We start from the raw sequence: 22000 nt of genomic DNA on the forward strand, positions 1-22000 counted from the left end.
CGTGTAGAAAGACGGAGCGTCTCGTCAACGCAGGCGGTTCCGAATGACGCAGATGATGCAGTAGAGAACGCGGCGTCCAAGGGCCACGTCAGCCTCGATGGTGAGCTATCGGGTCAATAGTTATCCCATGCCGGTGGCATACGCCCAACACGAAGTTCATGTGCGCTGCCTTGACTAGAGGCCAACCAAGGCCAGTAATGCGCAGAAATCGGAATTTGCAAAGTCGTGTATCCAGGAGGCATGATGCGGGATGATCGGCCCAAAGCGGGCATTCCAACAAAGGTTGGAAAATGTCCGCTTTGGAGCGCGTAAGCGATTATCTGTGCCGCAAAACGCTGGTTCGACAATCAAGCATTCCGTCGTGCCGGGGGGCGGCGACAGTCTTCCAATTCTGCAGCCTCAGGCTCTCGCGGAGACACCGTTTTGGTAGGTTTGCAGGTCCGCAAACAGGGCCTGTCCTGTAGGAACATTTTGTCGATCGCAAAACTCCCGCCAAATTGCGCCAAACGGGAGGTCCTTGAACTCCTCGGTCAACACAAGCCGGCTTGTGAAATCCAAATTGTCTTCGGCCTGCCTTAGATCCGCGATTGGCAACAGCAACGCGCGTAGAAGTGCTTTTTGCATGTTGCGTGTGCCAATTACCCAGGCCGCTGTTCTGCTAATGGTCGCGTCAAAGAAATCCAGCCCGATGTGCGTGCGTCCCAATAGGTCAGATGTCACCAGCTCCTGCGCCATCATGAGGATATCGTCGTTTTGCAAAATGACGTGATCGCTGTCCCAGCGCATGGGCCGAGAGACATGCAGCAAAATTTCATCGACGGACAGGGCGACAGAACTCAGTTTGTCGGCAACGTTTTCAGTCGGATGGAAGTGCCCCATGTCGAGGCAAAGTACGGTGCTGTTGCGGATCGCATACCCAAGATAGAACTCATGGCTTCCAACCGTGCAGGCTTCCACACCGATCCCGAACAACTTACTTTCCACTGCATCAAGCATGCGTTTTTTGTCGAACTTGGTTTCCAGCATGGCATCAAGAGAGGCTTCCAGCCTCGCCCGCGCTGCCATTCGATCGATTGGGTTGTCCTTGTAGCCGTCAGGCACCCAGATGTTGTTGATGGCCGGGCTGCCAAGCGCGTCCCCCATCTGTGCAGCGATCTCACGGGTGCGTTTGCCATGTTCGATCCAGAATTCACGAATGCCTTGGTCTGGATGGCTCAAAGTCAGGTTATCGTCAGCCTTGGCGTGCGCAAAAAACGTCGGATTGAAGTCAAGGCCGATACCCTGTGACTTTGCCCAGTCGACCCAGGAGGCGAAGTGATGAAACTCGATCTCATCACGGTCCGGAGTTTCATCTGTGTCGAGATAGATCGCGTGCAGATTCAGACGGTGACTGCCGGGAATCCGCGAATACGCAAAATCCAAATCGGCACGGAGTTGTTCGGGCGACGTAGCCCGGCCCGGGTGGTTGCCTGTCGCTTGTATGCCGCCTCCTGAGGTCCCGGTTTGCTTTTCAAATCCCACGACATCATCGCCTTGCCAGCAATGCATCGAAATCGGGATTGTTGCCAAGGCTGCCAGCGCAGCCTCGGTGTCCACATTCCAGTCGGCAAAATGTGCCTTGGCTGATTCATAAGGTGTCACGGTATTCCTCCCGAATTCAGCTTAGCGCGTAAACGCCTGAACGTTGCCGGCGTCCACGTTGATGATGTTGCCGGTCGACTTTGCTGATTTATCAGATGCAAAGAAATAGGCGGCTTCTGCGATGTCTTCGGGCAGTACCGAACGTTTGAGCATCGAACGGTTGCGATACATCTCCTCAAGCCCTTCCTTGTTGGTTCCGTAGGTATCAGCGCGCTGATCCAGCCAATCGCCTTCCCAGATTTTGGACCCCCGCAAAACAGCATCTGGATTCACGACGTTGACCCGAATACCCGCCTCGGCGCCTTCGAGTGCCAAACACCGGGCAAGATGAATCTCCGATGCTTTTGCTGTGCAATAGGCCGAGGCATTCGGCGAGGCCGCAAGCCCGTTTTTAGATGCCACAAACACCACGGAGCCTCCCATGCCTTGAACGCGCATCATTTTGAACGCTTCGCGGGACACGAGAAAATAGCCAGTGGACAGGATGTCCATGTTCTTGTTCCAAAGTTCCAGCGTCGTTTTCTCAACCGGTGCTGACGATGCGATCCCAGCATTGGAAACAAGAATGTCGACCCCGCCAAATTCTACAGCGGTTTCAGCATAGGCGGATTCCACGGCAGCCTCGTCTGTCACGTTCATTACAACTGTCCGCAAAACGTCGGCGCCAAAGCGTCCTGCCAAGTTTTGGTAGGTCGCTTCCAGGTTTTTGGCATCGATGTCTGCCAGCATCACGCATGCACCTTCCGAAAGGTAACGTTCCGCTGTAGCAGCGCCGATGCCGCCAGCGCCGCCAGTAACCAACGCCACTTGACCTGCAAGGCTTTTGGGTTTGGGCATACGTTGAAGCTTGGCCTCTTCAAGCAGCCAGTATTCAATGTCAAAGGCTTCTTGTTCGGGCAGTCCGCAATACTCCGAAACCGCTACTGCGCCACGCATCACGTTGATGGCGTTGATATAAAACTCGCCGGAAATTCGTGCGGTGGCTCTGTCTTTTGCGAACGTGATCATGCCAACACCCGGGATCAGGTAAACCACAGCATTCGGGTCTCTGAGGGCCGGGCTATCGTCGCGCTTGCAGCGCTCGTAATAGGCTGCATACCCTTCACGATAGGTCGCTATCTGTGCTTCCAAGCCCTCAAGAACCTCCGTGACGTTTTTCTTGGCCGGATCAAAATCGACAACCAATGGGCAGATTTTTGTGCGCAGGAAATGATCCGGGCAGGATGTTCCAAGTGCTGCGAGCGCAGGCATGTCCTTTGCGTTTACGAATTCCAGCACGGTCTCTGTGTCTACGAAGTTGCCAACCATGTGCTGTTGACCGGACACAAAACCTCGAATCGCGGGCATCAACTTCGCCGCCACTGCTCGACGCGCGCCATTAGACAGGCTCGTGTGAACAGCACCGCCAAACGCAGGGACATCCACCGTTTTCTTATCGAAGTACGCAATTGCTTTGTTGATGATTTCGAGGGTCAGCTCGTAACACGCCTTGGCGTCATCATCCCATGTGAATAAGCCGTGAGATTCGAGAACGACACCCTTTGCGTTTGGGTTCTCTTGGCAGAAATTCTCCAGCCAAAGGCCGAGTTCGTAACCCGGTTTTTTCCAGGGCAACCACCCAATTTCGTCCCCGAAAATCTCTTGGGTCATCGCCTTGCTATCTTTGGACGCTGCGATGGCAATGATTGCATCAGGGTGCATGTGGTCCACGTGCGCCTTGGGCACATATGCGTGCAGAGGCGTGTCGATAGAAGCCGCGCGGGGGTTCAAATTGAAGGTGCAGTGAGGCAGGTAGCTCACCATTTCGTCTTCGAATTCAACGCCGCGATACTTGCCTTTCAGCGCGCGCAGCTTGTCCATATAGAGTGTTGAGAAACCATCCATTTTGATGGATCCCACATCACCGCCCGACCCTTTGACCCACAAAACTTCGACGTTCTCGCCAGAGAGCGGATCGTCTTGATGTACCTTTGCGGACGTATTGCCGCCGCCATAATTGGTCACGCGTTTGTCAGAGCCGAGCAGATTTGAGCGATAAAGAAGCTTTTCAGGTTCGCTCATGTGCGCTGCCTTGGCCTCATCCCATTGAGAAACAAGCCGGTTGGCTTCGGTTGCCATTGTGATCTCCTCCCGATCCACAGATAGTTCAATCAGATTTGGTCAAAGGTTGTGCGTGTTGCGACAGAATGTCAATCACAAACAATCATAAACGATCAATTACTGACTAAATATGGAAGAAGTTGACATTTAATGATTGACAATGATTGAATGCTTGCGGCATCGTCAGCGTCAACGGGAGGAAAGTAATGCACGAAAAGGAACGCAATAGGATCATACTGTCCGCAGTTCAGGATCGTCCGGTTGTGACGGTTTTGGAGCTGTGCAGCATGACTGGTGCGTCTGAAGCAACGATCCGTAGAGATATTGCTGCGTTACATGAAGCTAAGAAACTACGCCGAGTGCGCGGAGGCGCGGAGGCTTTGCACCCTAATCAACTGCCCGGTCTCGCCGGCAGACCTTTTGCGGTAAATGAGACGATCAATATCGCTCAAAAGCAAGCAATTGCACGCAGGGCTGTCGAGCTTTGTGAAGAGGGCGAGCCAATTATCATCAATGGTGGCACGACAACTTTTCAGATGGTGCACCCGCTGGCAACGCGCCGGTGCCAAGTTTTCACCAACTCGTTTCCCATCGCGGAACATCTGCTGAAGAACTCCAAGAATACGGTTCTGATGTCTGGCGGCGTGATCTACCGGGAACAAAACATCGTGTTGTCGCCTTTCGACAACGATGTGACCAGAAACTTCTACGCGCGCCGCATGTTTATGGGCGCACAAGGGGTTGGGCCGTTGGGCGTGATGGAAGCAGACCCTTTGATCATACAAGCAGAGCAAAAGCTGATCGGCCAAGCCGACGAAGTCGTTTTGCTGGTGGATTCCGGGAAATTCAAAGAGCGCTCCAGCCTTGTGCTTTGCCCGCTCAAAGACATCGATGTCCTGATTACCGACGACGGTATCAGTGACCGCTCTGCCGCAATGGTGGAATCGGCGGACATCAAACTGATCGTGGTGCCAGTCGGTGCCTCGAAGGAGGAGGCGGCATCGTAGTCAGCCAATAGGAGACGGCGAGCCGTAAATTTAGGGGAACCAGGGAGGAAACCCAATGAATTTTACCAAACTCATGACATCCGTAGCCGTTGCTGCGGGATTGTTCGCCGGTCCTGCGGCCGCAGATGACATGCGGATTGCTTTGGTTGTGAAAGCGCTCGGCATCGGTTTCTTTGAGGCTGCTGCGGAAGGCGCAGAGGAGGCCGCAAAGGAGATCGGCGGCGTAGAAATCATCTACACCGGCCCAACCGACACCACTGCAGAAGGCCAGATCGAAGTTATCAATTCCCTGATTGCGCAGAAAGTTGACGCCATTGCCGTTTCTGCCAATGACACTGACGCGCTTGTTCCAACCCTCAAAAAAGCAATGCAGCGCGGTATCACCGTTGTGTCTTGGGACTCTGGCGTGGCCGAGGACGGCCGCCAGGCACATCTGAACCCGTCTTCCAATGCGCTGATCGGCAATATGATCATCAAACTCGCGGCTGATCACCTGCCTGACGGCGGCGAAGTTGCCGTCCTGTCCGCCACAACCACTTCGACGAACCAGAACATCTGGATCGACGAAATGAGCAAGGTTATGGGCAACTATGGCGGCATCGAAGTTGTGTCGACCGTTTATGGCGACGACTTGGCTGACAAATCTTATCGTGAAGCCACCGGCCTGATGCAGTCCCACCCAGAGCTGGACGCGATCATTGCGCCGACATCTGTTGGCATTGTGGCCGCAGCGCAAGCCGTTGCAGATGCAGGAAAAATTGGTCAGGTCAACGTAACCGGGCTGGGCCTGCCTTCCGAAATGGCAGGAGCCATCGAAAGCGGCGCGTCCAAGTCCTTTGCAATTTGGAACCCGATCGATCTGGGCTACTCCGCGACGATGCTGGCACACCAACTGGCCACAGAGGCGGCGACCGCAGAACCTGGCGCTGAGATTTCGATCGGGCGTATGGGCACCATCACGCTGGATGACACAAACGCTGCGGCCATGGCCGACCCGTTTGTCTATGACGCCAGCAACATCGATGATTTCAAAGAAATCTTCTAAGCTAACTCCCAAGGAAGGGGGCGGCGTGATATCTGCGTCGCCCTTTTTTTAAACTACTATTGGCCTGTAGCAGGCTTGAGACGGGGATATGCATATGAGCCATCTCGCTCCATCCAGTGACAGCAGCGCGGCCCAAGCCCCTATTCTGTCTTTGGATAAAATCACCAAGTCCTTTCCCGGTGTCAAAGCGCTGGATGGCGTTGATCTGCATCTTTATCCCGGCGAGGTCACCGCGCTGATCGGCGAGAACGGCGCGGGCAAGTCCACAGTTGTGAAAACACTGACGGGAATTTATCAGCCCGACGGCGGGCGTATCATTATGGATGGTCAGCCTGTACATTTCTTGGCACCCCAAGATGCCGCTGATGCCGGTGTGACCGCTATTCACCAAGAGACTGTACTGTTTGACGAGCTAACGGTGGCGGAAAACGTATTTATTGGGCACGCTCCCAAAACGCGGTTTGGTCTGATTGACACAAAGGCCATGCACCTCAGGACAGCGGAAATCCTTACGTTAATCGGCGCAAACATTGACGCTGGTGTTAAGCTCAAAGATCTGGGGATTGCGTCTCGCCACCTTGTGGCCATCGCCCGCGCCCTGTCGATTGAGGCGCGCGTGGTGATTATGGACGAGCCGACTGCCGCTCTCAGTCAAACGGAAATCGAAGAGCTCTACGAATTGGTCGACACCCTGAAAGCTCAGGGGAAAGCAATCCTGTTTATTTCCCACAAGTTCGATGAGATCTTTCGGATCGCGGACCGATACACGGTTTTCAGAGACGGGCAATTTGTCGGGGACGGCAAAATTGCGGACGTTCAAGAAAGCGATCTCGTTCAAATGATGGTTGGCCGTGCGGTGGAGCAACTATTTCCCAAGCGCCACGCTGAAATCGGTGCTGAAGTTCTTAAGGTCGTTGGTTACAGCCACCCAACAGAGTTCGAAGACATCAACTTCACTCTGAGGCAGGGGGAGATCCTCGGTTTTTACGGGTTGGTTGGTGCCGGGCGGTCCGAGTTTATGCAATCTCTGATTGGCATCACACGGCCCTCCAAAGGCGCGGCGCGTATTGACGACAAGGTGCGGGTCATCCGCTCGCCAGCCGACGCGATCAAGGCGGGGATCGTCTATGTTCCTGAGGATCGGGGCAAACAAGGCGCGATCCTGGATATGCCCATTTTTCAGAATGTGACCTTGCCGTCATTGAACAAAACCTCTCGTGACGGCTTCCTTCGACTGGCGGAAGAATTTGCGCTCGCGCGTGAGTACACGGAAAGACTGGATCTACGTGCGGCTTCGTTAGACACAAACGTTGGCGCGCTGTCCGGCGGCAATCAGCAAAAGGTGGTTATTGCCAAATGGCTTGCCACCCAGCCCCGCGTCATCATTCTCGACGAGCCCACAAAAGGGATCGACATTGGTTCCAAAGCGGCGGTGCACGATTTTATGTCGGAACTTGCGTCACAGGGCCTGTCGGTGATCATGGTCTCCTCGGAAATCCCAGAGGTTCTGGGGATGTCTGACCGGGTCATAGTGATGCGCGAGGGCCGAATGGTGGCGGAGCTGGAAGGCGCAGAATTGTCACCGGAAACGCTGGTGCGACACGCTGTTGGCATTCAGGTTGAAGGAGATGCGGCATGAGCTATCTCAAGTCACGCGAGGCCATCCTGTTTGGCGCTATTGGTTGCCTGCTGTTGGTCGTCGCAACCCGGTTTCCTGGGTTTGTCGCACCGCAAAACCTTGTCGCAGTGTTCACTGACACGTCTCCCTTGATGATCCTTGCAGTTGGTCAAATGGCGGTGATCCTGACCCGCTGTATCGATTTGTCCGTGGCTGCCAACCTGGCTTTGACTGGCATGGTCTGCGCCATGATCAATGTGGCCGCTCCAGATTTGCCGGTTGCGGTCATCTTGGCTGTGTCCATTGCGATGGGGGCGATGTTGGGGGCAATCAATGGTATTCTGGTTTGGAAGCTGAGTATTCCGCCAATTGTGGTCACGCTTGGGACCATGACCATTTTTCGCGGCATTATTTTCCTTTTGACTGAAGGAAAGTGGATCAATGCCCACGAAATGAGCCCTCACTTCACCGGGTTCCCGCGCGCAGACATTCTGGGAATGTCCGTGTTGGGGTGGATCGCCGTCGTGGTCTCGGTTGTCATGATCGTGGCAATGTCCCGCACCTCATTGGGGCGATCGATCTACGCCGTTGGGGGCAACCCACACGCAGCAGTTTACACAGGAATAGACGTGGGCAAGACGCAGTTTGCGGCCTTTGTGATATCCGGGATGCTGGCTGGCCTGACAGGATATCTTTGGGTGGCGCGGTATTCGGTTGCCTATGTCGATATCGCCGGAGGATTTGAGCTTGATGTTGTTGCTGCCTGCGTAATCGGCGGGGTCTCCATTGCCGGCGGGGCCGGCACGGTTGCTGGAACACTTCTGGGCGCCCTGTTCCTTGGTGTCGTAAAAAACGCGCTTCCCGTAGTGGACATTTCTCCCTTCTGGCAGCTCGCCATCTCCGGCGCGGCCATCATCATTGCGGTTGCTTTCAATGCGCAATCGGGACGCTCCAAAGGGCGCGTTATTCTGAAATCTGCGGAGCACGCACAATGAGCCTTGTCGAAAACGCCCCCCGTCACATTCCCGATCGACTGCGTCATCCGCTTCAGGAAAAGCTGGTGCGTTGGGAAAGCCTGTTGCTGGCCGTTGCGGTGGCCATATTCATCCTGAACAGCCTGGCATCACCATATTTCCTAAACGCATGGAACTTGTCGGACGCCACATTCAACTTCACTGAGAAAGCAATGATCGCCTTTGCCATGGCGCTGCTGATCATTTCAGGAGAAATTGATCTCTCGGTAGCAGCCATTATTGCGCTTGCGTCAACCGCGATGGGGGTGGCTATGGAAATGGGCGCGGGTACACCCGCGTTGGTGCTGGTTGGCCTGACCACAGGTCTCATGTGTGGGGCCTTTAATGGTGCCCTTGTGACCAAGCTTGGCCTGCCATCCATCGTAGTCACCATCGGCACTATGAGCCTGTTTCGCGGCATCAGCTATATCGTGCTTGGTGATGGCGCCTTCAGAGGCTATCCGAGTTCATTTTCCTGGTTTGGCCAGGGCTATGTTTTCTGGGTCATCTCCGTTGAACTTGTCATCTTTGCCATTCTTGCTGTCGTGTTTGGTGTTCTGCTTCACAAGACTAATTTTGGGCGCATGGTCTACGCAATTGGCAACAATCCTACCGGAGCGCTTTTTTCCGGGGTGCGTGTTGACCGGGTCAAAATGACCCTGTTCCTACTCACTGGTTTGATGTCCGGATTGGCGGCCGTTTGCTTGACATCCAGGCTTGGCTCGACCCGTCCTTCAATCGCTTCGGGTATGGAACTTGAGATCGTCACCATGGTTGTGCTGGGGGGCGTGAATATTCTGGGGGGATCAGGCTCCATTCCAGGCGTTGTAATTGCGGCCTTTGTGATGGGTTTGGTTACTTTTGGACTTGGGCTGCTGAATGTACCCGGCATCGTCATGTCGATTTTCATAGGCTTACTTCTGATCGGCGTGATTGCATTGCCTCGTCTCTGGGCAATGTGGCGCAACAACGCGAGGTGAGAACATGGAAAAGGTGGCATTCTGCATGAAACTTCACGCCGACAAAATTGATGAATACCGTGAGCGCCATGACGCGATATGGCCGGAGCTTGTGGGCTTGCTAAAAGACGCGGGCGTGGAAGACTATTCCATACACCTCAACCCCAAGACACATCAGCTTTTTGGTGTGTTGTGGCGTCGTGAGGATCACGGCATGGACCACCTTCCAGACCATCCAGTAATGAAACGCTGGTGGGCCTATATGGCCGACATTATGGACACAAATGCCGACAATAGCCCTGTGTTGACAGATCTTGAGCAAGTGTTTCACTTGCCATGACCGATCTGACTATGGCCCGTAAAAATGTCGCCGTCATTGACGTAGGCAAGACCAACGCCAAGCTGGCTCTCGTCGATGGCAACACGTTGACGGAAGTGGCGGTTGTCACCCGCCCGAACACGGTCATTCCCGGTCCGCCTTATCCACATTTTGATCTTGAGGGGCATTGGCAGTTCTTTCTGGAAGCGCTGAAGGCCTTCAATACGAAGTATGGAATCGATGCGATTTCAATCACCACGCATGGTGCTTCCATTGTGCTTCTACAGGCTGATGGCACTCTGGCCACGCCCATGCTTGACTACGAATTTGATGGCCCCAATGCCCTGGCTGAAGCATACGATAAGCTTCGACCGCCATTCTCTGAGACTGGTTCGCCAAGGCTTGCTGGCGGGCTAAACGTAGGCGCACAACTGCATTGGTTGTTGAAAACCGATCCGGCTTTGTTGTCGCGTACGGAACATGTGATCACCTATCCCCAGTACTGGGGTTTTCGCCTGACCGGGAATATGGCTTGCGACGTTACATCCCTTGGGTGTCATACAGATCTTTGGAACCCGTGGAAGAGGCAGCCATCTTCGTTGCCCGCAAGACTGGGAATTTCGGAAAAACTTGCGGCATCGCGGAGGTCTTCCGAGGTTTTGGGGACAGTCAGCGACGGGATAAGTCGCATCACCGGTTTGCCCGACAACACACCGGTTCTCTGCGGAATTCACGACAGCAACGCCTCTCTTGTGCCCTATCTAAACCACGACGATGGCCCAACTTCAGTTGTGTCTACTGGAACTTGGGTTATCTGTATGGCGCTTGGTTCTCCCAATTCCAAAGAACTGGATTCCGATCGGGACACATTGGTAAACGTAAACGCATTGGGTGAACCAGTGCCTTCGGCCCGCTTTATGGGCGGGCGCGAGTATGAGATCATTCTAAACGGTTCACTGAGCATCCCTACAGATGAAGATCGCCGGGAAGTTCACGAGAAGCACATAATGTTACTACCTTCTGTAGTGTCGGAGAGCGGCCCATTCCGCGGGCAAAGTATGAGTTGGTCGCGCGAGCCTAAAACCGACGGGCAAAAGGTGTATGCACTTTCATTGTATCTGGCGTTGATGACCGACTTCTGTCTTGGGCTGATCGGCGGGACAGGCGCAACTGTCGTCGAAGGCCCTTTCGCCAAGAACGGTGACTATGTGGATATGCTTATGACATTGCGCGAGCGTGGGGTCGCAACGGCTAAGTCGGCAACTGGAACCAGTGTGGGGGCGGCGATGCTTTATCAGGAACTTGCTTCACCAAATTCAAACGTAGAGAGATGCGGATCGCCCAATCCAATGCTGCTTGAGTATGCGCGGAAATGGCAGTCATCCGTCACTCATTGCCAATAGCCGACGTTGGATCAGATCGCAGCGAGTGTCAGCTAACCGCCCTTCCTGCTTCAGACGTCCCCTGTGCTGCACTGCGCACCAATGTCGTAAAAGGGCTGGGAGCCGACCTCAGGGCACAAATGCTTGTCCAACGAGCGCTTGACCGGCTTCGACGAGAGGTGCAAATGGCGGCATTGCGCAGTTAGCGCCCTTTGCAAAGTTTGGCTGGGTTCCCAACAGCGGACCTTCGTGCAAAGCGCGGCGTATGACGATAGAGAGCCCAACCTGTACCTTAGATATTTCTGCCGCGCGCGCTCGCAGCGTGAAAAATGCGGCATGAGCAAAAAACTTCACGCCGCCGCGCAGCGAGACAAGTGGTCATTCGTGGAAATAGCAGCATGGGTCAGGCGTCGAATTTACAGGTTGCGCGACGGAGCGGGCATTCGTCATGATGCTGACAACTGGCTTACATCGTCTTTAGCGAACGAAACCTGCGTAATTGAAATTCCGATTCGAAGAATTGTCAGGTCAAATGAAACCAGACCCAATCACAAATTTAATCGCATTCGTAGCCCCAGAACCCAAGTGTCATCTTCAGCAAGTCCGGGGTTTTTCAGGTACTGTGCGTCTACGGTGATCGCGAAATTGTCAGAGACATCAAAGCGATAAAACATCTCTGCCGTTGTCTGGTCCGACAAAGACGCATCACTTGGATCGGCAACGGTCACACCGAACCCAAACAGGTCATCGTACAACCCAGGCCGCCACATTAACCCAGCATTTACAGCACGTCGCGCGATGGGTGCACTGCCGTCCGACCAGCCAAGACGTCCAAACAGCATCAAGTTTTCGTTAAATGTCACATTGCCCGATAAAATGGCCCCGTGACTGCTCGGTACGCCCGCGTCTTCGCGGTCATCAACATGGAAAACGCCAAGGTGCACATTGGTCAAATACCGCTGGTCTTTTGCGGGAGTCCACCCAATTTCACCGTAGGTATAAAACTCGGCTCCACCCGGAAACCAATTCACATCTGTAAGCGAGCCATTCGCGTCACTCACAATACCAAGCGCATAGATATGATCGGTGATGAAACCGCCACCGGCAATGCCAAATCCCGGATCGGGGATCGGCAGAACCGGGCTGAACAGGATCGAGTAATTCTGAAAGGTCGTGCGGGGATTCACATATCCAAGGATGTCAGAATAATCCCCGGGATCGATCCGCCCGGCCACTAATCCCGCCCGTCCTCCAGCCAGTACCTGCGACCAATAGGCGACCGACAGGCTGGTGTCGGTGTCCCCGAACGTCACGCCTGTTGCGCCGACATATCCAATCTGGCCGGCGAGGCTGGCAGGCGAAATTGCCTGACCCAGAAGGTGTCGGTTCTCTAGGATAAACACGAGGCTGCCAGTGTTCGGGCCGTCCCTGTTCAAAAGACTCCAGTTGCCGATGATGCGGGCCTGCCCCGATGCCGATTGGTCCAATCCTGTCAGGCTGTGCGTCGATTGCTGATACAGCGCCTGATAGTCAAACGACAGCGACAGCCCGGACGATTTCTGAAATCTGCTGAGGGCTTCTTCGGTCGGGTCCAGAGCCCGATCCAAAGACGGCCAACGCGACTCTTCCAGACGCCGTAACCGATCCTGTTCTTGCTGCGCCTGGGCAGATGCAGGACCACCGATGGATGCTGAGGCAGCAGCTTCAAGCGCGTTTTGAGGCGAGTTTTCTTGAGCGTCAGCCGTTGCGCTCAACAGCAACGCTGTCAGAAGCCCAGAACAGGCTGAAATCAAGATTTTGTGGCCATTCATAGGTAGTTCATCCATGTGGTCATGCGTAAGGTAATCTGTCGTATTACTCCCAAAGCGCCAACCTGGTCTGTGAGCACCGCGCCTTGCCCCGATGCACCCGGGGGCAAGACGATGTCGCCAAGATCTACCTCTAGCCCGACCACGTATTGCGTGTCCCGCACTTCAGGCACACGGGGAGACAGCCCGGTACCAACATATTCGGCATCAGGTGACGACAGGTACAAGCGCGCAACCTTGGCTGAGAATGTCTGTCCGGGAAGATTGCGGAAAACAACCTCGGCAGGTTGGCCAGCCCGAACGTTGCGGATGCCGTTCTGCTTTAGGATCAGATTCACAAAGGGCCTGTCCACATCGAGAAACGCCATAACCGGCACACTGGCGGAAACCCGGTCGCCCGGCAGCAATGTGACAGCCGGTACGATCCCTTCCATGGGCGCAACAACGACCGTATTTTTCAAATCCTCTTGCGCGATGCTCAGCTGCGCGTTGGCAACCGCCACGTCCGCTTCGAGCTTGTCAATTTCGGCTTGCGCAACCGTGTTGGACGTCAGTAGTTGCCTCTTTCTGCTCAGCACATCCTCGGCAAGCGACACGCGCGCCTGCGCCTGCCGAACTGCCGCCTCGTATTTCAGTGCGCCGATGCGGAACAACACATCGCCCTGTTTCATTTGCCTCCAGGATACGGCAGGCACATCTTCGACAACGCCGGACACGGCAGGGGCGATCTGAACGGATGACACCGTTACGGTGACCGGGCCAACAGGCGCGGTCCAGTTCAGCGGTAAGAACAGCACAATATTCGCTATCAGCCAGACGGCAACTGGTGAGAGCTTCATCCACAAGTGCCATTTTTTCAGAACGCCAATCTTCACCAACACCCACAGGATCGCCAACCAGACGCCGATGATAATCATGATCATGCAATGTCCTCCCTGGCTACTGATTGAAGCGCCGCGTCCGGCGTACCTGCATAGGCCCAGATCAGGACCAGCGGGAAAAACACCCCGCCACCGATCAGCGTGACCCACCCTCCAATTGTCACGGCCGTCCTGTAGGGATGATCACGGGCGGTCCTGGCTAGCCGCCAACAAACACCAACAAGCCGACGGCCAACACGGCCATAAACCCCAATAGCCCCAATGCGGCATAATCCAAGCCTGTCATACAGTCTCCTTTGCTTCCTGGAAGCCAGTTCCGTCCTCCACTATTTCAGATCATCGACGGCCTTGACCTCAGGCACGCGTGCAAGCGCTTCGGCCATATCGGGGCTGCTCATCAGTTCGATCATCTGATAGTCGTTCAGCAACCCATCTCCCATGCGGCTGAGATAGAACGCCTGAATGAATGTCGGGTCATCGGGCAAGGAAACGGTGATGTAATTCTTGCCGTTACCAAGGCCCCAGTAATAGCTCAGAAGTTCGCCGCCAAGCTTCTCGATGCCGCTGCGTACGCTGGCCTCGCGGTCACCGGGCGAACCGATCAACATCTCCCAAGCAGGGCCATTGGGTGTCCCGACAAACATGAACGTGCGGTTGTCGGTCGTTGCCTCGGCCATGGTCATGGATGCGGACGCGCCAAGAATTACTGAGAAAACAAGTGCCTTCATGGTCGTTCCTTTTTGTTGGAGTAGTATCCGAATGCGCGGGGTGACGAGGGATCAACACCCCGCGCGACACTCAGTTGAGTGTGTTCTTGTGAATGGCACCGTCCTTCATAATCTGGCCCATTTTGAAAAATCACTAGAGACCTGGAACGGGCATCTCGAAGACAAAGCCCGTGCCTGCGAATACGTGTTTTCGACCAACAAAGTTCCCGAATTATTCGACATGCCTCGTGAGAACTCCACCAAGTTAAGGGGCCAATCCGAATGAAGTGAGAATGGCCCCCTGAGGGTCATTGCTCCGGTGCTCCGGGAATAGAGTTTTCCAACGCTGCAGGGCGATCGGGGAACTCGGAGTGCTCGTCGTCGGGCGTGTCGATATCGGCATGCCAGGTGAACGGCTTGTCTCCGAGATCCAGATCGATTTCACCATCGGTGATGACCGGATAGCGGATCTGCTGACCAGGCTTCAAGTCGGGGACGGCCACACCGCCGTCAATAATCACCTGACCACTGACTAGAACAAAAGGGATGCCTTTGGTGAACGACCCGTTCATTCCTTTTTTCATCGAGGACGTTTCGGTGATCGTGTCCGGATTGAAGATGGTAATGTCTGCAATCATACCTTCCTGCATTCGGCCACGTTCCTGCATCGGCTTGAGGCCAACACGAGAAAAATACTTGGCCGGGATGTAGGATGCATTGTTGACGATCTCCATCAACGGAATGCCCTGTTCGCGCGCCTCGCGGAAGACGATGCCATAGGATCCCGAGTTTCGCGGGTGCCCGCCGTATTCACTGAAATCTGCATCAAAGGGGAGCGGCTCTCCATCGACGAGGTAGCCGACAATGTCGTTGGCGATGGCGATATCCTTCATGTGGAACCAGCGCTTGAGATCCTGATCGGGACGTACTTTGATGAAGATAGGCTTGCTGGGATCCTCTTTCTGCTGACGAAAAAATTCATCCTCAGACTCGTAGAGCTCGCCGGTGGCTGTGTCGAAGATATCGCGTGTCACCTTTATGTTGTTCCCTTCGATCTTGTCGGGCAACAGCTGCGGGGTTGCGATATTCGGGTTGCCGGTGACCGCCGGATAATACTCGGCAAAGATGTTCATGCCGCGCCCCTGCAGGCGGCGGACCAGTTCGTAGATCTCCTCCCACCCCTGATTCTGGATGTGCGATACGATCAGTGACCCGTCCAGCGCGACGGCGTTGGCGATAACCTCGTTCGCGCCCAGAGAATAGTAGAGCGGCAGACTCTCGGTCGGACCAAAGCGGGTATGCGCGCCGAAATAGCGGTCATACTTCTTGGCCAGTTTCTGGAGCGCAAAAATTTCCTTGGGGAATGTGTTGTAGCCCATGTATCCCACGGTCGTATTCACGGTGATCGCCCCGGCGCGCAGACCCTTCTCATACATCGTCATGACTTCGGCAAGCTGGCCCTTGGACGGCACGTCCAACGCCCAACTGGCGTGACCGTCCTCCTTCTCGGCTGCGCCACGGGAGGCAAGGATATAGGTGGGATCGGAGGCAAGTTCGATCGGAACCCAATCCATTACGACACGGCGGATTTCTTCGTGCCCCATCCCGACTCCATAGTTGAGAAAGGATTTACCCTCGTACTTGTCATAAAACAGCTCGGCATCGGCGACGCCGCTTTCGGTGTCGAGGATTGTGGTCGTCCCGTCATGGGCCATCATCTTCTGATCGAACGGACCAAAGGAATGCGAATGCGTGTTGATGAACCCAGGCGCAACGACATGACCGTTGGCGTCAATCTCCTTAGTGCCCCGAAGGGCATCTGCCGTGATTGACACAATCCGATCACCCTTGATGCAGACATTTCGCACCGCGTCAAAGTTGGTTTCAGGGTCCATCACCCTGCCGTTTACGATAGCGACGTCGCAGTCCTGGGCCGCAGCCATTCCTGCGACGAACGTCAACGCGGTTGAAAGTAGAAATCGATGCAGCATAGATAGTCTCCTTTGGTCAATTTTTTGAATCCGCGGGGTGCCGAGGGATCAACACCCCGCGCGGCCATGAAGTCATACGCGTTGGCCAACACGTGCAATGTCACTCAACCCAATTGGCCTGATACACACGCATCAGGTTTTCACCGAGAAATCCCCGCACATCCTCCGGGCTCCAGCCGTGGACGTCCTCGAGCACCCTGACAACACCCCAGATATCCTGAGGTCGCGCAATCTGTGTCTGGCTCCCGTAACCCAATTCCGGCGGGTACGAGTCCGGGTTGCGCAAGACGAAATCCAAGGCGCTGACGTAAGCCTCGGCCGTCAAGTGGTCTGACCCGAAGCAAGTATGCTCGGCACCGACAAGTTCCTTGACGTAGTTGACGTGTCGCGCAACGTCTTCTGACCCAGCGTTGCCTTCCTTGTTCAGGAAACCACCCAACCCGTTGGTGCAGATGACCCCGCCGGTTTCTGCCACAGCGCGGACAACTTCGTCCGGTGCATTGCGCGGCAAATTATAGGCTCCGTACGGGTTGGAGTGGCTCAGCATGATCGGCTTTGTCGAGACGCTCGCGGCATCGAGGCAGGTCTTGTTGCTCGAATGCGTGCAGTCCACGATCATGCCAACCCGGTTCATCTCAGTAACAAGTTGAAAACCCTGCTTGCTCAGCCCCGCATCCCTTAACGGATCGACGCCACCGCCATCCGCCATGAAATTCCGGACGTTATAGGCGAAATTCATTTGTCTGATGCCGAGTTGGTAATAGACATCGACCATTTCCATTCGCCCCCCAAGGCGTTAGAGCCCTGAAAGTTCAGCATGACAGCGAATTTGCCTTCGGATTTGGCTCTCCGCAGATCATCGACGGTTTCGACGAATTGATAACGGTCTGAGTTGGCGGCGTAGTATTCCAACGCCTTACCGATCCACTGGACAATCTGCAGCGGCTCGAACGTGTCATCGACAGCGGCAGTGTAAGACACCGCATCAAACGCGTGCTCGCGGGATCGTGCAACCATTGCTTCGTAGTCCGCGATCGTTCCGTCAACATACCCTTCCGGTGTGCCAGGGATCAGCGCATCGATTACAATTGCGTCCTTGTAACGCTCAATCACATCGATGTCGCCGGATCGTTCTTCTTCTGTCCGGGGTTCGACACCTTCGGACAATGTTTGTTTCTTGGCTTCGACCTCCTCGTCAGTAATTGCAAAGGCGGGGCTTATTGCGGACGACAAAGCCAGTGTCAGGAAAAGCAATGCAAGTTTCTTCAGATGATCAAGGGGGTATCGGAACAGGTCGTTTGATTGCTTTGATCCAGCAACTGCGTTGTCTGATTTATGTTTCATCGTAGGCACCTATTATGACCGGGATGGTCGTTTCTGTGATGCTTGAACCTGTTACATGTTCGGAAATTCGCGGCTCTCGGTCGAACTCGACATCAACTTACGCTCGCCGCCATCAAAGAGATGCACGTTTGTAAACAGGGTAGATAATTCCTCGTCCTGTGCCGCATCCTGTTTTGACCCAGACAGACTTGCGGCGACCACTCCGTCTTTCAAGGGCCGGGTGATGATGTAACTCATTGTGCCCTCCTGATTTCGAATTAAAAATTCTTCTTTTCTGACGACCAGGATAGACGCCCCCCCCAAGAAAAGCCTGACACCTCTGCGGAGGGCTGAAAAAAGATCTCCGGAAAATGTCAGGTTTTGTGATTTTTTTGTGACCTGTCCGATCTGAGCCAATAAGCTGGCCGCCATTGGAGCGGACATGACCACCGATCACACATTCAATCCGGGCAGCAAACTGCCGCTTGTGCGGGCCTCAGTGGCGGCTCCGGTGATTGCCGCATTGCAGACCGTGAATGTCGAACCGGCGTTTGTTCTGGACCCGCTCGGGTTGAATGAGGCGCAGATGATGGACCCTCAGAGTTTTCTTCCCCATGACGTGATCTATCAGGTTTTTCAGGCTGTATCCGAGGCAACCAATCCCAACTTCTGTGCATCGGTCGGACAAAACACCGACCTGGTTCAGTTCATCCCGCTCGGCGATATGCTGACCGAGGCATTGACGCTTGGGGGCTTTTTCACACGGTTTACGCAGGCCGTATCAAGGGAATCCAACGCGACGACGCAATCCCTGCTTGTCGAAGAGAGCCACGCCTATTTCAGCGCCAGGAGAAGCTTTTGCCCCACAGTGTCCCCCGGACAGGCGGACGCGTTTCTGGCGAGTATTTGGATTTCGCTTCTGCACCGGGTTCTGGATTTCAGATGGGACCCCCACGAAATCATACTGCGGGTCAGCGACCCTGACGCGCTGCCCAAACAGTTTCACGGTGTCAAGCCCATCAAGTGCAGCCCCCAAGGGTACTCGATCAGGTTCCCATCCTCATGGCTGAGCTACAGCCTGACGCCACAGGTTCTGGAAAACGCGCCGGATGTGCTGGCTCAGGGTCGTGACCTTGTCGCCCCAATCGACTTCCTCGCCGGGTTAGAAGGTTTGATAGGCAATCATCTCGCCACCCCCGGATTCGGTGTTGAAAAACTCGCAAAGCTGTGCGGCATCCATCCCGATACGCTGAACAGCCGCCTGACAAAGTATGATCAGACGGCGTCGCAGGTCATCACAAGGCTCAAACGGGAACAGGCGGAAAAGCTACTACGGCAAGACGGGCATTCGGTGAACAACGTTGCAGCAGGGCTCGGCTATTCCGACCCTACGGCCTTTTCCAGAGCCTTTCGCAAATGGACAGGCATGTCGCCGTCTGCATTTCGAAGATCGCAAAAGGACCCGAAATCATGACACTGGACATCATGATTGGCGTGCTGTCAGCGTTTTTCCTCTTTGCCAGTTCGATCAAGATGTTTGGATGGCAAAAGAAGATCTTCGACGTTCAATTGGGTATGTTCATTTCCTATGGCCTGAACCGGCAAATCATGCTTCTGGTCGGGTGCGTTGAATTGTTCGGAGCAACTGCGATCTGGTTTCAAGGATCGTGGGTGGGCCCGCTTGGGGCGCTCGCGCTTCTGGGCACATCGATCGGCGCCATCGGTTGCCATCTGATCTGGGATACCTGGAAAGACGGCATTCCCGCTATGATCACAGGCACACTGTCGGCCATCGTGGCATGGTCCGGCAAAGGCGCGCTGCTGGTGTTTATTGGCCTCGTTTAACTTTTAAATCGGGACAAACTTCGTGACTGACAGTATCCACTTAGCAAATGCCAATGGCCTTTATCTGGAGGGTATCCGAGACGGCAATATGAATGAGGCGCTCGATAAGTACACGGGCCACCGCTACACCCAGCATTCCGCTGGCGTGCGTGATGGCAAGGAAGGGTTTATTGAATTCTTCACCCCGTTTCTAGAGCGCAGCCCGGTGCGCGACATTCAGGTCCTGCGCTTTATCGAGGACGGGAATTACGTTTTCGTCCACGTCTATCAAAGCCTCAACAATGGTGAGGCGAAGTGGGTCACCGCCGACATTTTCGACACCGACGAAGAGGGCCGGATTGTCGAACACTGGGATGTGTTCGACGAGTATTAATGCCCCACTATCTCGGGCCGAACGATAGTGGACGGCCCGACCGAGATCGAAGATCTCGACAAGACCGATGCCAACAAGGAGGTGATGCAGGGCTTTGTCGACAATTTGCTGAAGGGCGGGCGGGCCGATCTGGTGACAGACTATAACTCGGTCAAGCAATACGACCAGCACAACGCCGAGGTGGGTGACGGATTGGAGAGCTTTGGCAGGCATTTCAAGGGAGTGATGGAAAGCGGTCACGCTTCGCAATATGTCAATGTGCACCGCCTTCTGGGCCAGGGTAATTTCGTCGTCATCTTCAGTCATGTGAAACAGGGCGGCGATGACTGGGCCGTTTTTGATCTGCTCCGCCTGAACGATGGCAAGATCGTCGAGCACTGGGACGTCCAGGAAAAGATCGGCCCGAATGCGACCGGGAACAACTACGGTAAATTTTGAGTTGCCCTGCGTTTTCTTGCAACATCGCCTGAAGCCGCCGTTCGCCAAGACAAGAGGAATTGCAGATTTGTCCTCAACTTTCGTGTCTGAGCGCGGTGCAGCTAAAGTGCGGTCTCGGTTCAAGCGAAATCGACGCCCGCGAACGACCGCATTGACGACAAGCGCTGCGCCGCAACAACAAACGTGCCGCAGGCCCAAGCCAATGCTGCATCAGCGTAGGCTGAGAATCCAAGGTCGGTTTGGTCCCGCTCAGCAGCCATGCGAAAGCCTCTTCGTGGATGTCCGCTTTTGCACCATGAAGCAATGGAGCCGTGTCCGCTTTGGGCTGAGAGCCGTCATTCCTACGGATAGTCTAAAAGGCGGCTTCACCCCACATCTCGGCCATAGCAGTACTTTCGCCAGTTTCTGCTCTGGGGTTAAGGCAATCGGTGACGCCGGGATCCGCTTGAAGGTCCAATCCTTGGAAAAATCACCTGATCAGGTTCGCATAATCCAAAGAGTGACGAGGTTGGAGGTATGTTATAAAGTAACACCCATGAGCGGCGGTATAGCAATAGCGAGAGCGTGACCATGACAGGATCAATCCAGAGCGAAGCATTCCAAGAGAGCGCCAAGATGTTTCAGCGCGGCGGGCCTCTAGCCCCGACGTGTGGTGCCCGCACCCGAAACGGAGGTGCTTGTGCAAACCTGCCGATAAAAGAGGGTAAGGGGCGCTGCCTGAGCCACTGCGGCCCCAAGGCTGCCAATGCCTTCCGGGAACGCCAGAAGCGCCGCTTTGAGGCCGGTCAAGTCACTGCAGAGGAGTGGAACCGGGCGGAAGCTCGCCGTGCAGCCAACCGGCTTGGCGATGCGAGGAAAAAAGACCCTTGGATTTCGGGGCGCACAATCGACCTTGGAGAGAACGAGGAGGCGTTTGCGGAGGCGCTGGGCGGCATTGACGTGGCCGCGCTCGCCCCTGCCGTCGCGGATTGGCTGCGCTGGAAGTACCAACGCTTACAAATTGACACGCGGAACGACCCGAAGTGGTTGGACGTGCGGCTGAACAAGCTACCAGCACGCATAGAGAGCACCGGACAGCGCCCGGTGAGCGCCTTGGAGTGCACTCCGGAGACCCTTGCCCATCAGGAGGCGTGGCAGCCCTCAAAGGGCCTTCCTGTAGCACCGTCGCGCCGCAGCCTGCCAGATCCCCCCCGCGCCTCCAAGCCCGTGCGTCCACCTGCTACCGCGCGCACTGGGCGTCCGCGTATTCGTCCCGTGAGCACAGACGAGCAACAAGAACTCTTGAACCTCTACCGTGACCATATCGGCGTCTTACGTCCGATTATGGACATGTCCACAGGCGAGACAAAGCAGTGGGCCGTTCTACGGACTCTTCGGGCCTACTTAAACGCACCGCAAGATGCGAGCGCGCATCAAAGGTGGCTCGCACTAGTGCAAGCCACGCTTGTGCCCCCAATGCGAGCCACCGGTACCGGCTAAAGTCTTTGAGTTGCCGCACTTCGCACCCCAATTTGATCTTCTCCCCCACCACTTCCGCTCTATAGTAAAAC

21 protein-coding genes and 1 pseudogene are annotated in these 22000 nt (G+C 55.0%); 12 read left to right on the forward strand and 10 right to left on the reverse strand.

Annotated features, from left to right (window positions below; genetic code table 11):
- Positions 1 to 399 precede the first annotated feature (399 nt).
- Both Q0955_RS13885 and Q0955_RS13890 read right to left on the reverse strand, forming a co-directional pair.
- Positions 400 to 1641, reverse strand: coding sequence for an L-rhamnose isomerase (locus Q0955_RS13885; RefSeq protein ID WP_299425096.1), 1242 nt, complete (start codon positions 1639 to 1641; stop codon positions 400 to 402).
- 21 nt (positions 1642 to 1662) lie between these two features.
- Complete coding sequence (locus Q0955_RS13890) at positions 1663 to 3759, reverse strand: bifunctional rhamnulose-1-phosphate aldolase/short-chain dehydrogenase (protein ID WP_299425097.1); 2097 nt, start codon at positions 3757 to 3759, stop codon at positions 1663 to 1665.
- A gap of 188 nt (positions 3760 to 3947) precedes the next feature.
- On the opposite strand from Q0955_RS13890, the gene Q0955_RS13895 reads away from it, so the two are divergent.
- The 7 genes from Q0955_RS13895 to Q0955_RS13925 all read left to right on the forward strand — a co-directional run bounded on the left by Q0955_RS13895 (position 3948) and on the right by Q0955_RS13925 (position 11105).
- Positions 3948 to 4748, forward strand: coding sequence for a DeoR/GlpR family DNA-binding transcription regulator (locus tag Q0955_RS13895; protein WP_299425099.1), 801 nt, complete (start codon positions 3948 to 3950; stop codon positions 4746 to 4748).
- Between the two features lie 55 nt (positions 4749 to 4803).
- Entirely contained in the window at positions 4804 to 5793 is a 990-nt protein-coding gene (gene rhaS, locus Q0955_RS13900) for a rhamnose ABC transporter substrate-binding protein (protein WP_299425100.1), read from the forward strand.
- Positions 5794 to 5881: 88 nt separating this feature from the next.
- On the forward strand, positions 5882 to 7432 hold the full coding sequence (locus Q0955_RS13905; RefSeq protein WP_299425102.1) for a sugar ABC transporter ATP-binding protein: 1551 nt from the start codon (positions 5882 to 5884) through the stop codon (positions 7430 to 7432).
- Entirely contained in the window at positions 7429 to 8406 is a 978-nt protein-coding gene (locus tag Q0955_RS13910) for an ABC transporter permease (RefSeq protein WP_299425104.1), read from the forward strand. The genes Q0955_RS13905 and Q0955_RS13910 overlap by 4 nt, the downstream gene beginning before the upstream one ends.
- Positions 8403 to 9404 carry an ABC transporter permease gene (locus tag Q0955_RS13915; protein WP_299425105.1) on the forward strand — a complete coding sequence of 334 codons (1002 nt, stop codon included), beginning with the start codon at positions 8403 to 8405 and terminating at the stop codon, positions 9402 to 9404. Before Q0955_RS13910 ends, Q0955_RS13915 begins: the two co-directional genes overlap by 4 nt.
- Positions 9405 to 9408: 4 nt before the next feature.
- Positions 9409 to 9723, forward strand: a complete 315-nt coding sequence (rhaM, locus tag Q0955_RS13920; RefSeq protein ID WP_299425107.1) for an L-rhamnose mutarotase — start codon at positions 9409 to 9411, stop codon at positions 9721 to 9723.
- A complete protein-coding gene (locus tag Q0955_RS13925) occupies positions 9720 to 11105 on the forward strand; it encodes an FGGY-family carbohydrate kinase (protein ID WP_299425108.1) in 1386 nt (461 codons plus the stop codon). Before rhaM ends, Q0955_RS13925 begins: the two co-directional genes overlap by 4 nt.
- A 527-nt stretch (positions 11106 to 11632) precedes the next feature.
- On the opposite strand, the gene Q0955_RS13930 is transcribed toward Q0955_RS13925, so the two are convergent.
- The 7 genes and pseudogenes from Q0955_RS13930 to Q0955_RS13960 form a co-directional block, all read right to left on the reverse strand.
- Entirely contained in the window at positions 11633 to 12910 is a 1278-nt protein-coding gene (locus Q0955_RS13930; protein ID WP_299425110.1) for a carbohydrate porin, read from the reverse strand.
- On the reverse strand, positions 12892 to 13815 hold the full coding sequence (locus Q0955_RS13935; protein ID WP_299425111.1) for an efflux RND transporter periplasmic adaptor subunit: 924 nt from the start codon (positions 13813 to 13815) through the stop codon (positions 12892 to 12894). Before Q0955_RS13935 ends, Q0955_RS13930 begins: the two co-directional genes overlap by 19 nt.
- The gene (locus Q0955_RS20890; protein WP_366140690.1) at positions 13812 to 14087 is read right to left on the reverse strand and encodes a DUF3302 domain-containing protein; all 276 of its coding nucleotides are present in this window, start codon (positions 14085 to 14087) and stop codon (positions 13812 to 13814) included. The genes Q0955_RS13935 and Q0955_RS20890 overlap by 4 nt, the downstream gene beginning before the upstream one ends.
- A gap of 12 nt (positions 14088 to 14099) precedes the next feature.
- Positions 14100 to 14501, reverse strand: a complete 402-nt coding sequence (locus tag Q0955_RS13940; RefSeq protein ID WP_299425113.1) for a hypothetical protein — start codon at positions 14499 to 14501, stop codon at positions 14100 to 14102.
- Between the two features lie 287 nt (positions 14502 to 14788).
- Complete coding sequence (locus Q0955_RS13945) at positions 14789 to 16471, reverse strand: hypothetical protein (RefSeq protein ID WP_299425114.1); 1683 nt, start codon at positions 16469 to 16471, stop codon at positions 14789 to 14791.
- A gap of 100 nt (positions 16472 to 16571) precedes the next feature.
- Positions 16572 to 17815: pseudogene (locus Q0955_RS20895) on the reverse strand (membrane dipeptidase).
- Between the two features lie 51 nt (positions 17816 to 17866).
- Positions 17867 to 18238 carry a hypothetical protein gene (locus Q0955_RS13960; RefSeq protein WP_299425118.1) on the reverse strand — a complete coding sequence of 124 codons (372 nt, stop codon included), beginning with the start codon at positions 18236 to 18238 and terminating at the stop codon, positions 17867 to 17869.
- Between Q0955_RS13960 and Q0955_RS13965 the strand changes: the two genes are divergently transcribed.
- Genes Q0955_RS13965 through Q0955_RS13980 form a run of 4 tightly spaced genes read left to right on the forward strand, consistent with a single transcriptional unit; the run spans position 18237 to position 20450 of the window.
- The gene (locus tag Q0955_RS13965) at positions 18237 to 19268 is read left to right on the forward strand and encodes an AraC family transcriptional regulator (RefSeq protein ID WP_299425120.1); all 1032 of its coding nucleotides are present in this window, start codon (positions 18237 to 18239) and stop codon (positions 19266 to 19268) included. The genes Q0955_RS13960 and Q0955_RS13965 overlap by 2 nt on opposite strands.
- Positions 19265 to 19639 (forward strand): DoxX family protein, encoded by a 375-nt coding sequence (locus Q0955_RS13970; protein ID WP_299425121.1) that lies wholly within the window; start codon positions 19265 to 19267, stop codon positions 19637 to 19639. Before Q0955_RS13965 ends, Q0955_RS13970 begins: the two co-directional genes overlap by 4 nt.
- A gap of 22 nt (positions 19640 to 19661) precedes the next feature.
- A complete protein-coding gene (locus Q0955_RS13975) occupies positions 19662 to 20012 on the forward strand; it encodes a nuclear transport factor 2 family protein (protein WP_299425123.1) in 351 nt (116 codons plus the stop codon).
- Between the two features lie 27 nt (positions 20013 to 20039).
- Positions 20040 to 20450: a nuclear transport factor 2 family protein gene (locus Q0955_RS13980; protein ID WP_299425124.1), complete on the forward strand. Its 411-nt coding sequence runs from the start codon at positions 20040 to 20042 to the stop codon at positions 20448 to 20450.
- A gap of 119 nt (positions 20451 to 20569) precedes the next feature.
- Here Q0955_RS13980 and Q0955_RS13985 read toward each other — a convergent pair whose 3' ends face one another.
- A complete protein-coding gene (locus Q0955_RS13985; protein WP_299425126.1) occupies positions 20570 to 20710 on the reverse strand; it encodes a hypothetical protein in 141 nt (46 codons plus the stop codon).
- 310 nt (positions 20711 to 21020) lie between these two features.
- Here Q0955_RS13985 and Q0955_RS13990 point away from each other — a divergent pair, with 310 nt between their 5' ends.
- On the forward strand, positions 21021 to 21929 hold the full coding sequence (locus tag Q0955_RS13990; RefSeq protein WP_299425127.1) for a hypothetical protein: 909 nt from the start codon (positions 21021 to 21023) through the stop codon (positions 21927 to 21929).
- The last annotated feature ends 71 nt before the right edge of the window (positions 21930 to 22000 follow it).

Origin of the sequence: uncultured Shimia sp., assembly GCF_947493595.1 — a bacterium.
Taxonomy (GTDB): Bacteria; Pseudomonadota; Alphaproteobacteria; order Rhodobacterales; family Rhodobacteraceae; genus Shimia.

What these genes read in the sequence shown, in the direction of transcription:
- Q0955_RS13960 (WP_299425118.1), bottom strand. Translation starts at nt 18,238, where the DNA reads ATGTCCGCTCCAATGGCGGCCAGCTTATTGGCTCAGATCGGACAGGTC.
- Q0955_RS13890 (WP_299425097.1), bottom strand. Translation starts at nt 3,759, where the DNA reads ATGGCAACCGAAGCCAACCGGCTTGTTTCTCAATGGGATGAGGCCAAG.
- Q0955_RS13895 (WP_299425099.1), top strand. Translation starts at nt 3,948, where the DNA reads ATGCACGAAAAGGAACGCAATAGGATCATACTGTCCGCAGTTCAGGAT.
- Q0955_RS13910 (WP_299425104.1), top strand. Translation starts at nt 7,429, where the DNA reads ATGAGCTATCTCAAGTCACGCGAGGCCATCCTGTTTGGCGCTATTGGT.
- Q0955_RS13925 (WP_299425108.1), top strand. Translation starts at nt 9,720, where the DNA reads ATGACCGATCTGACTATGGCCCGTAAAAATGTCGCCGTCATTGACGTA.
- Q0955_RS13985 (WP_299425126.1), bottom strand. Translation starts at nt 20,710, where the DNA reads ATGGCTGCTGAGCGGGACCAAACCGACCTTGGATTCTCAGCCTACGCT.
- rhaS (WP_299425100.1), top strand. Translation starts at nt 4,804, where the DNA reads ATGAATTTTACCAAACTCATGACATCCGTAGCCGTTGCTGCGGGATTG.
- Q0955_RS13940 (WP_299425113.1), bottom strand. Translation starts at nt 14,501, where the DNA reads ATGAAGGCACTTGTTTTCTCAGTAATTCTTGGCGCGTCCGCATCCATG.
- rhaM (WP_299425107.1), top strand. Translation starts at nt 9,409, where the DNA reads ATGGAAAAGGTGGCATTCTGCATGAAACTTCACGCCGACAAAATTGAT.
- Q0955_RS13905 (WP_299425102.1), top strand. Translation starts at nt 5,882, where the DNA reads ATGCATATGAGCCATCTCGCTCCATCCAGTGACAGCAGCGCGGCCCAA.
- Q0955_RS13930 (WP_299425110.1), bottom strand. Translation starts at nt 12,910, where the DNA reads ATGGATGAACTACCTATGAATGGCCACAAAATCTTGATTTCAGCCTGT.
- Q0955_RS13970 (WP_299425121.1), top strand. Translation starts at nt 19,265, where the DNA reads ATGACACTGGACATCATGATTGGCGTGCTGTCAGCGTTTTTCCTCTTT.
- Q0955_RS13965 (WP_299425120.1), top strand. Translation starts at nt 18,237, where the DNA reads ATGACCACCGATCACACATTCAATCCGGGCAGCAAACTGCCGCTTGTG.
- Q0955_RS13935 (WP_299425111.1), bottom strand. Translation starts at nt 13,815, where the DNA reads ATGATCATGATTATCATCGGCGTCTGGTTGGCGATCCTGTGGGTGTTG.
- Q0955_RS13990 (WP_299425127.1), top strand. Translation starts at nt 21,021, where the DNA reads ATGACAGGATCAATCCAGAGCGAAGCATTCCAAGAGAGCGCCAAGATG.
- Q0955_RS13945 (WP_299425114.1), bottom strand. Translation starts at nt 16,471, where the DNA reads ATGCTGCATCGATTTCTACTTTCAACCGCGTTGACGTTCGTCGCAGGA.
- Q0955_RS13915 (WP_299425105.1), top strand. Translation starts at nt 8,403, where the DNA reads ATGAGCCTTGTCGAAAACGCCCCCCGTCACATTCCCGATCGACTGCGT.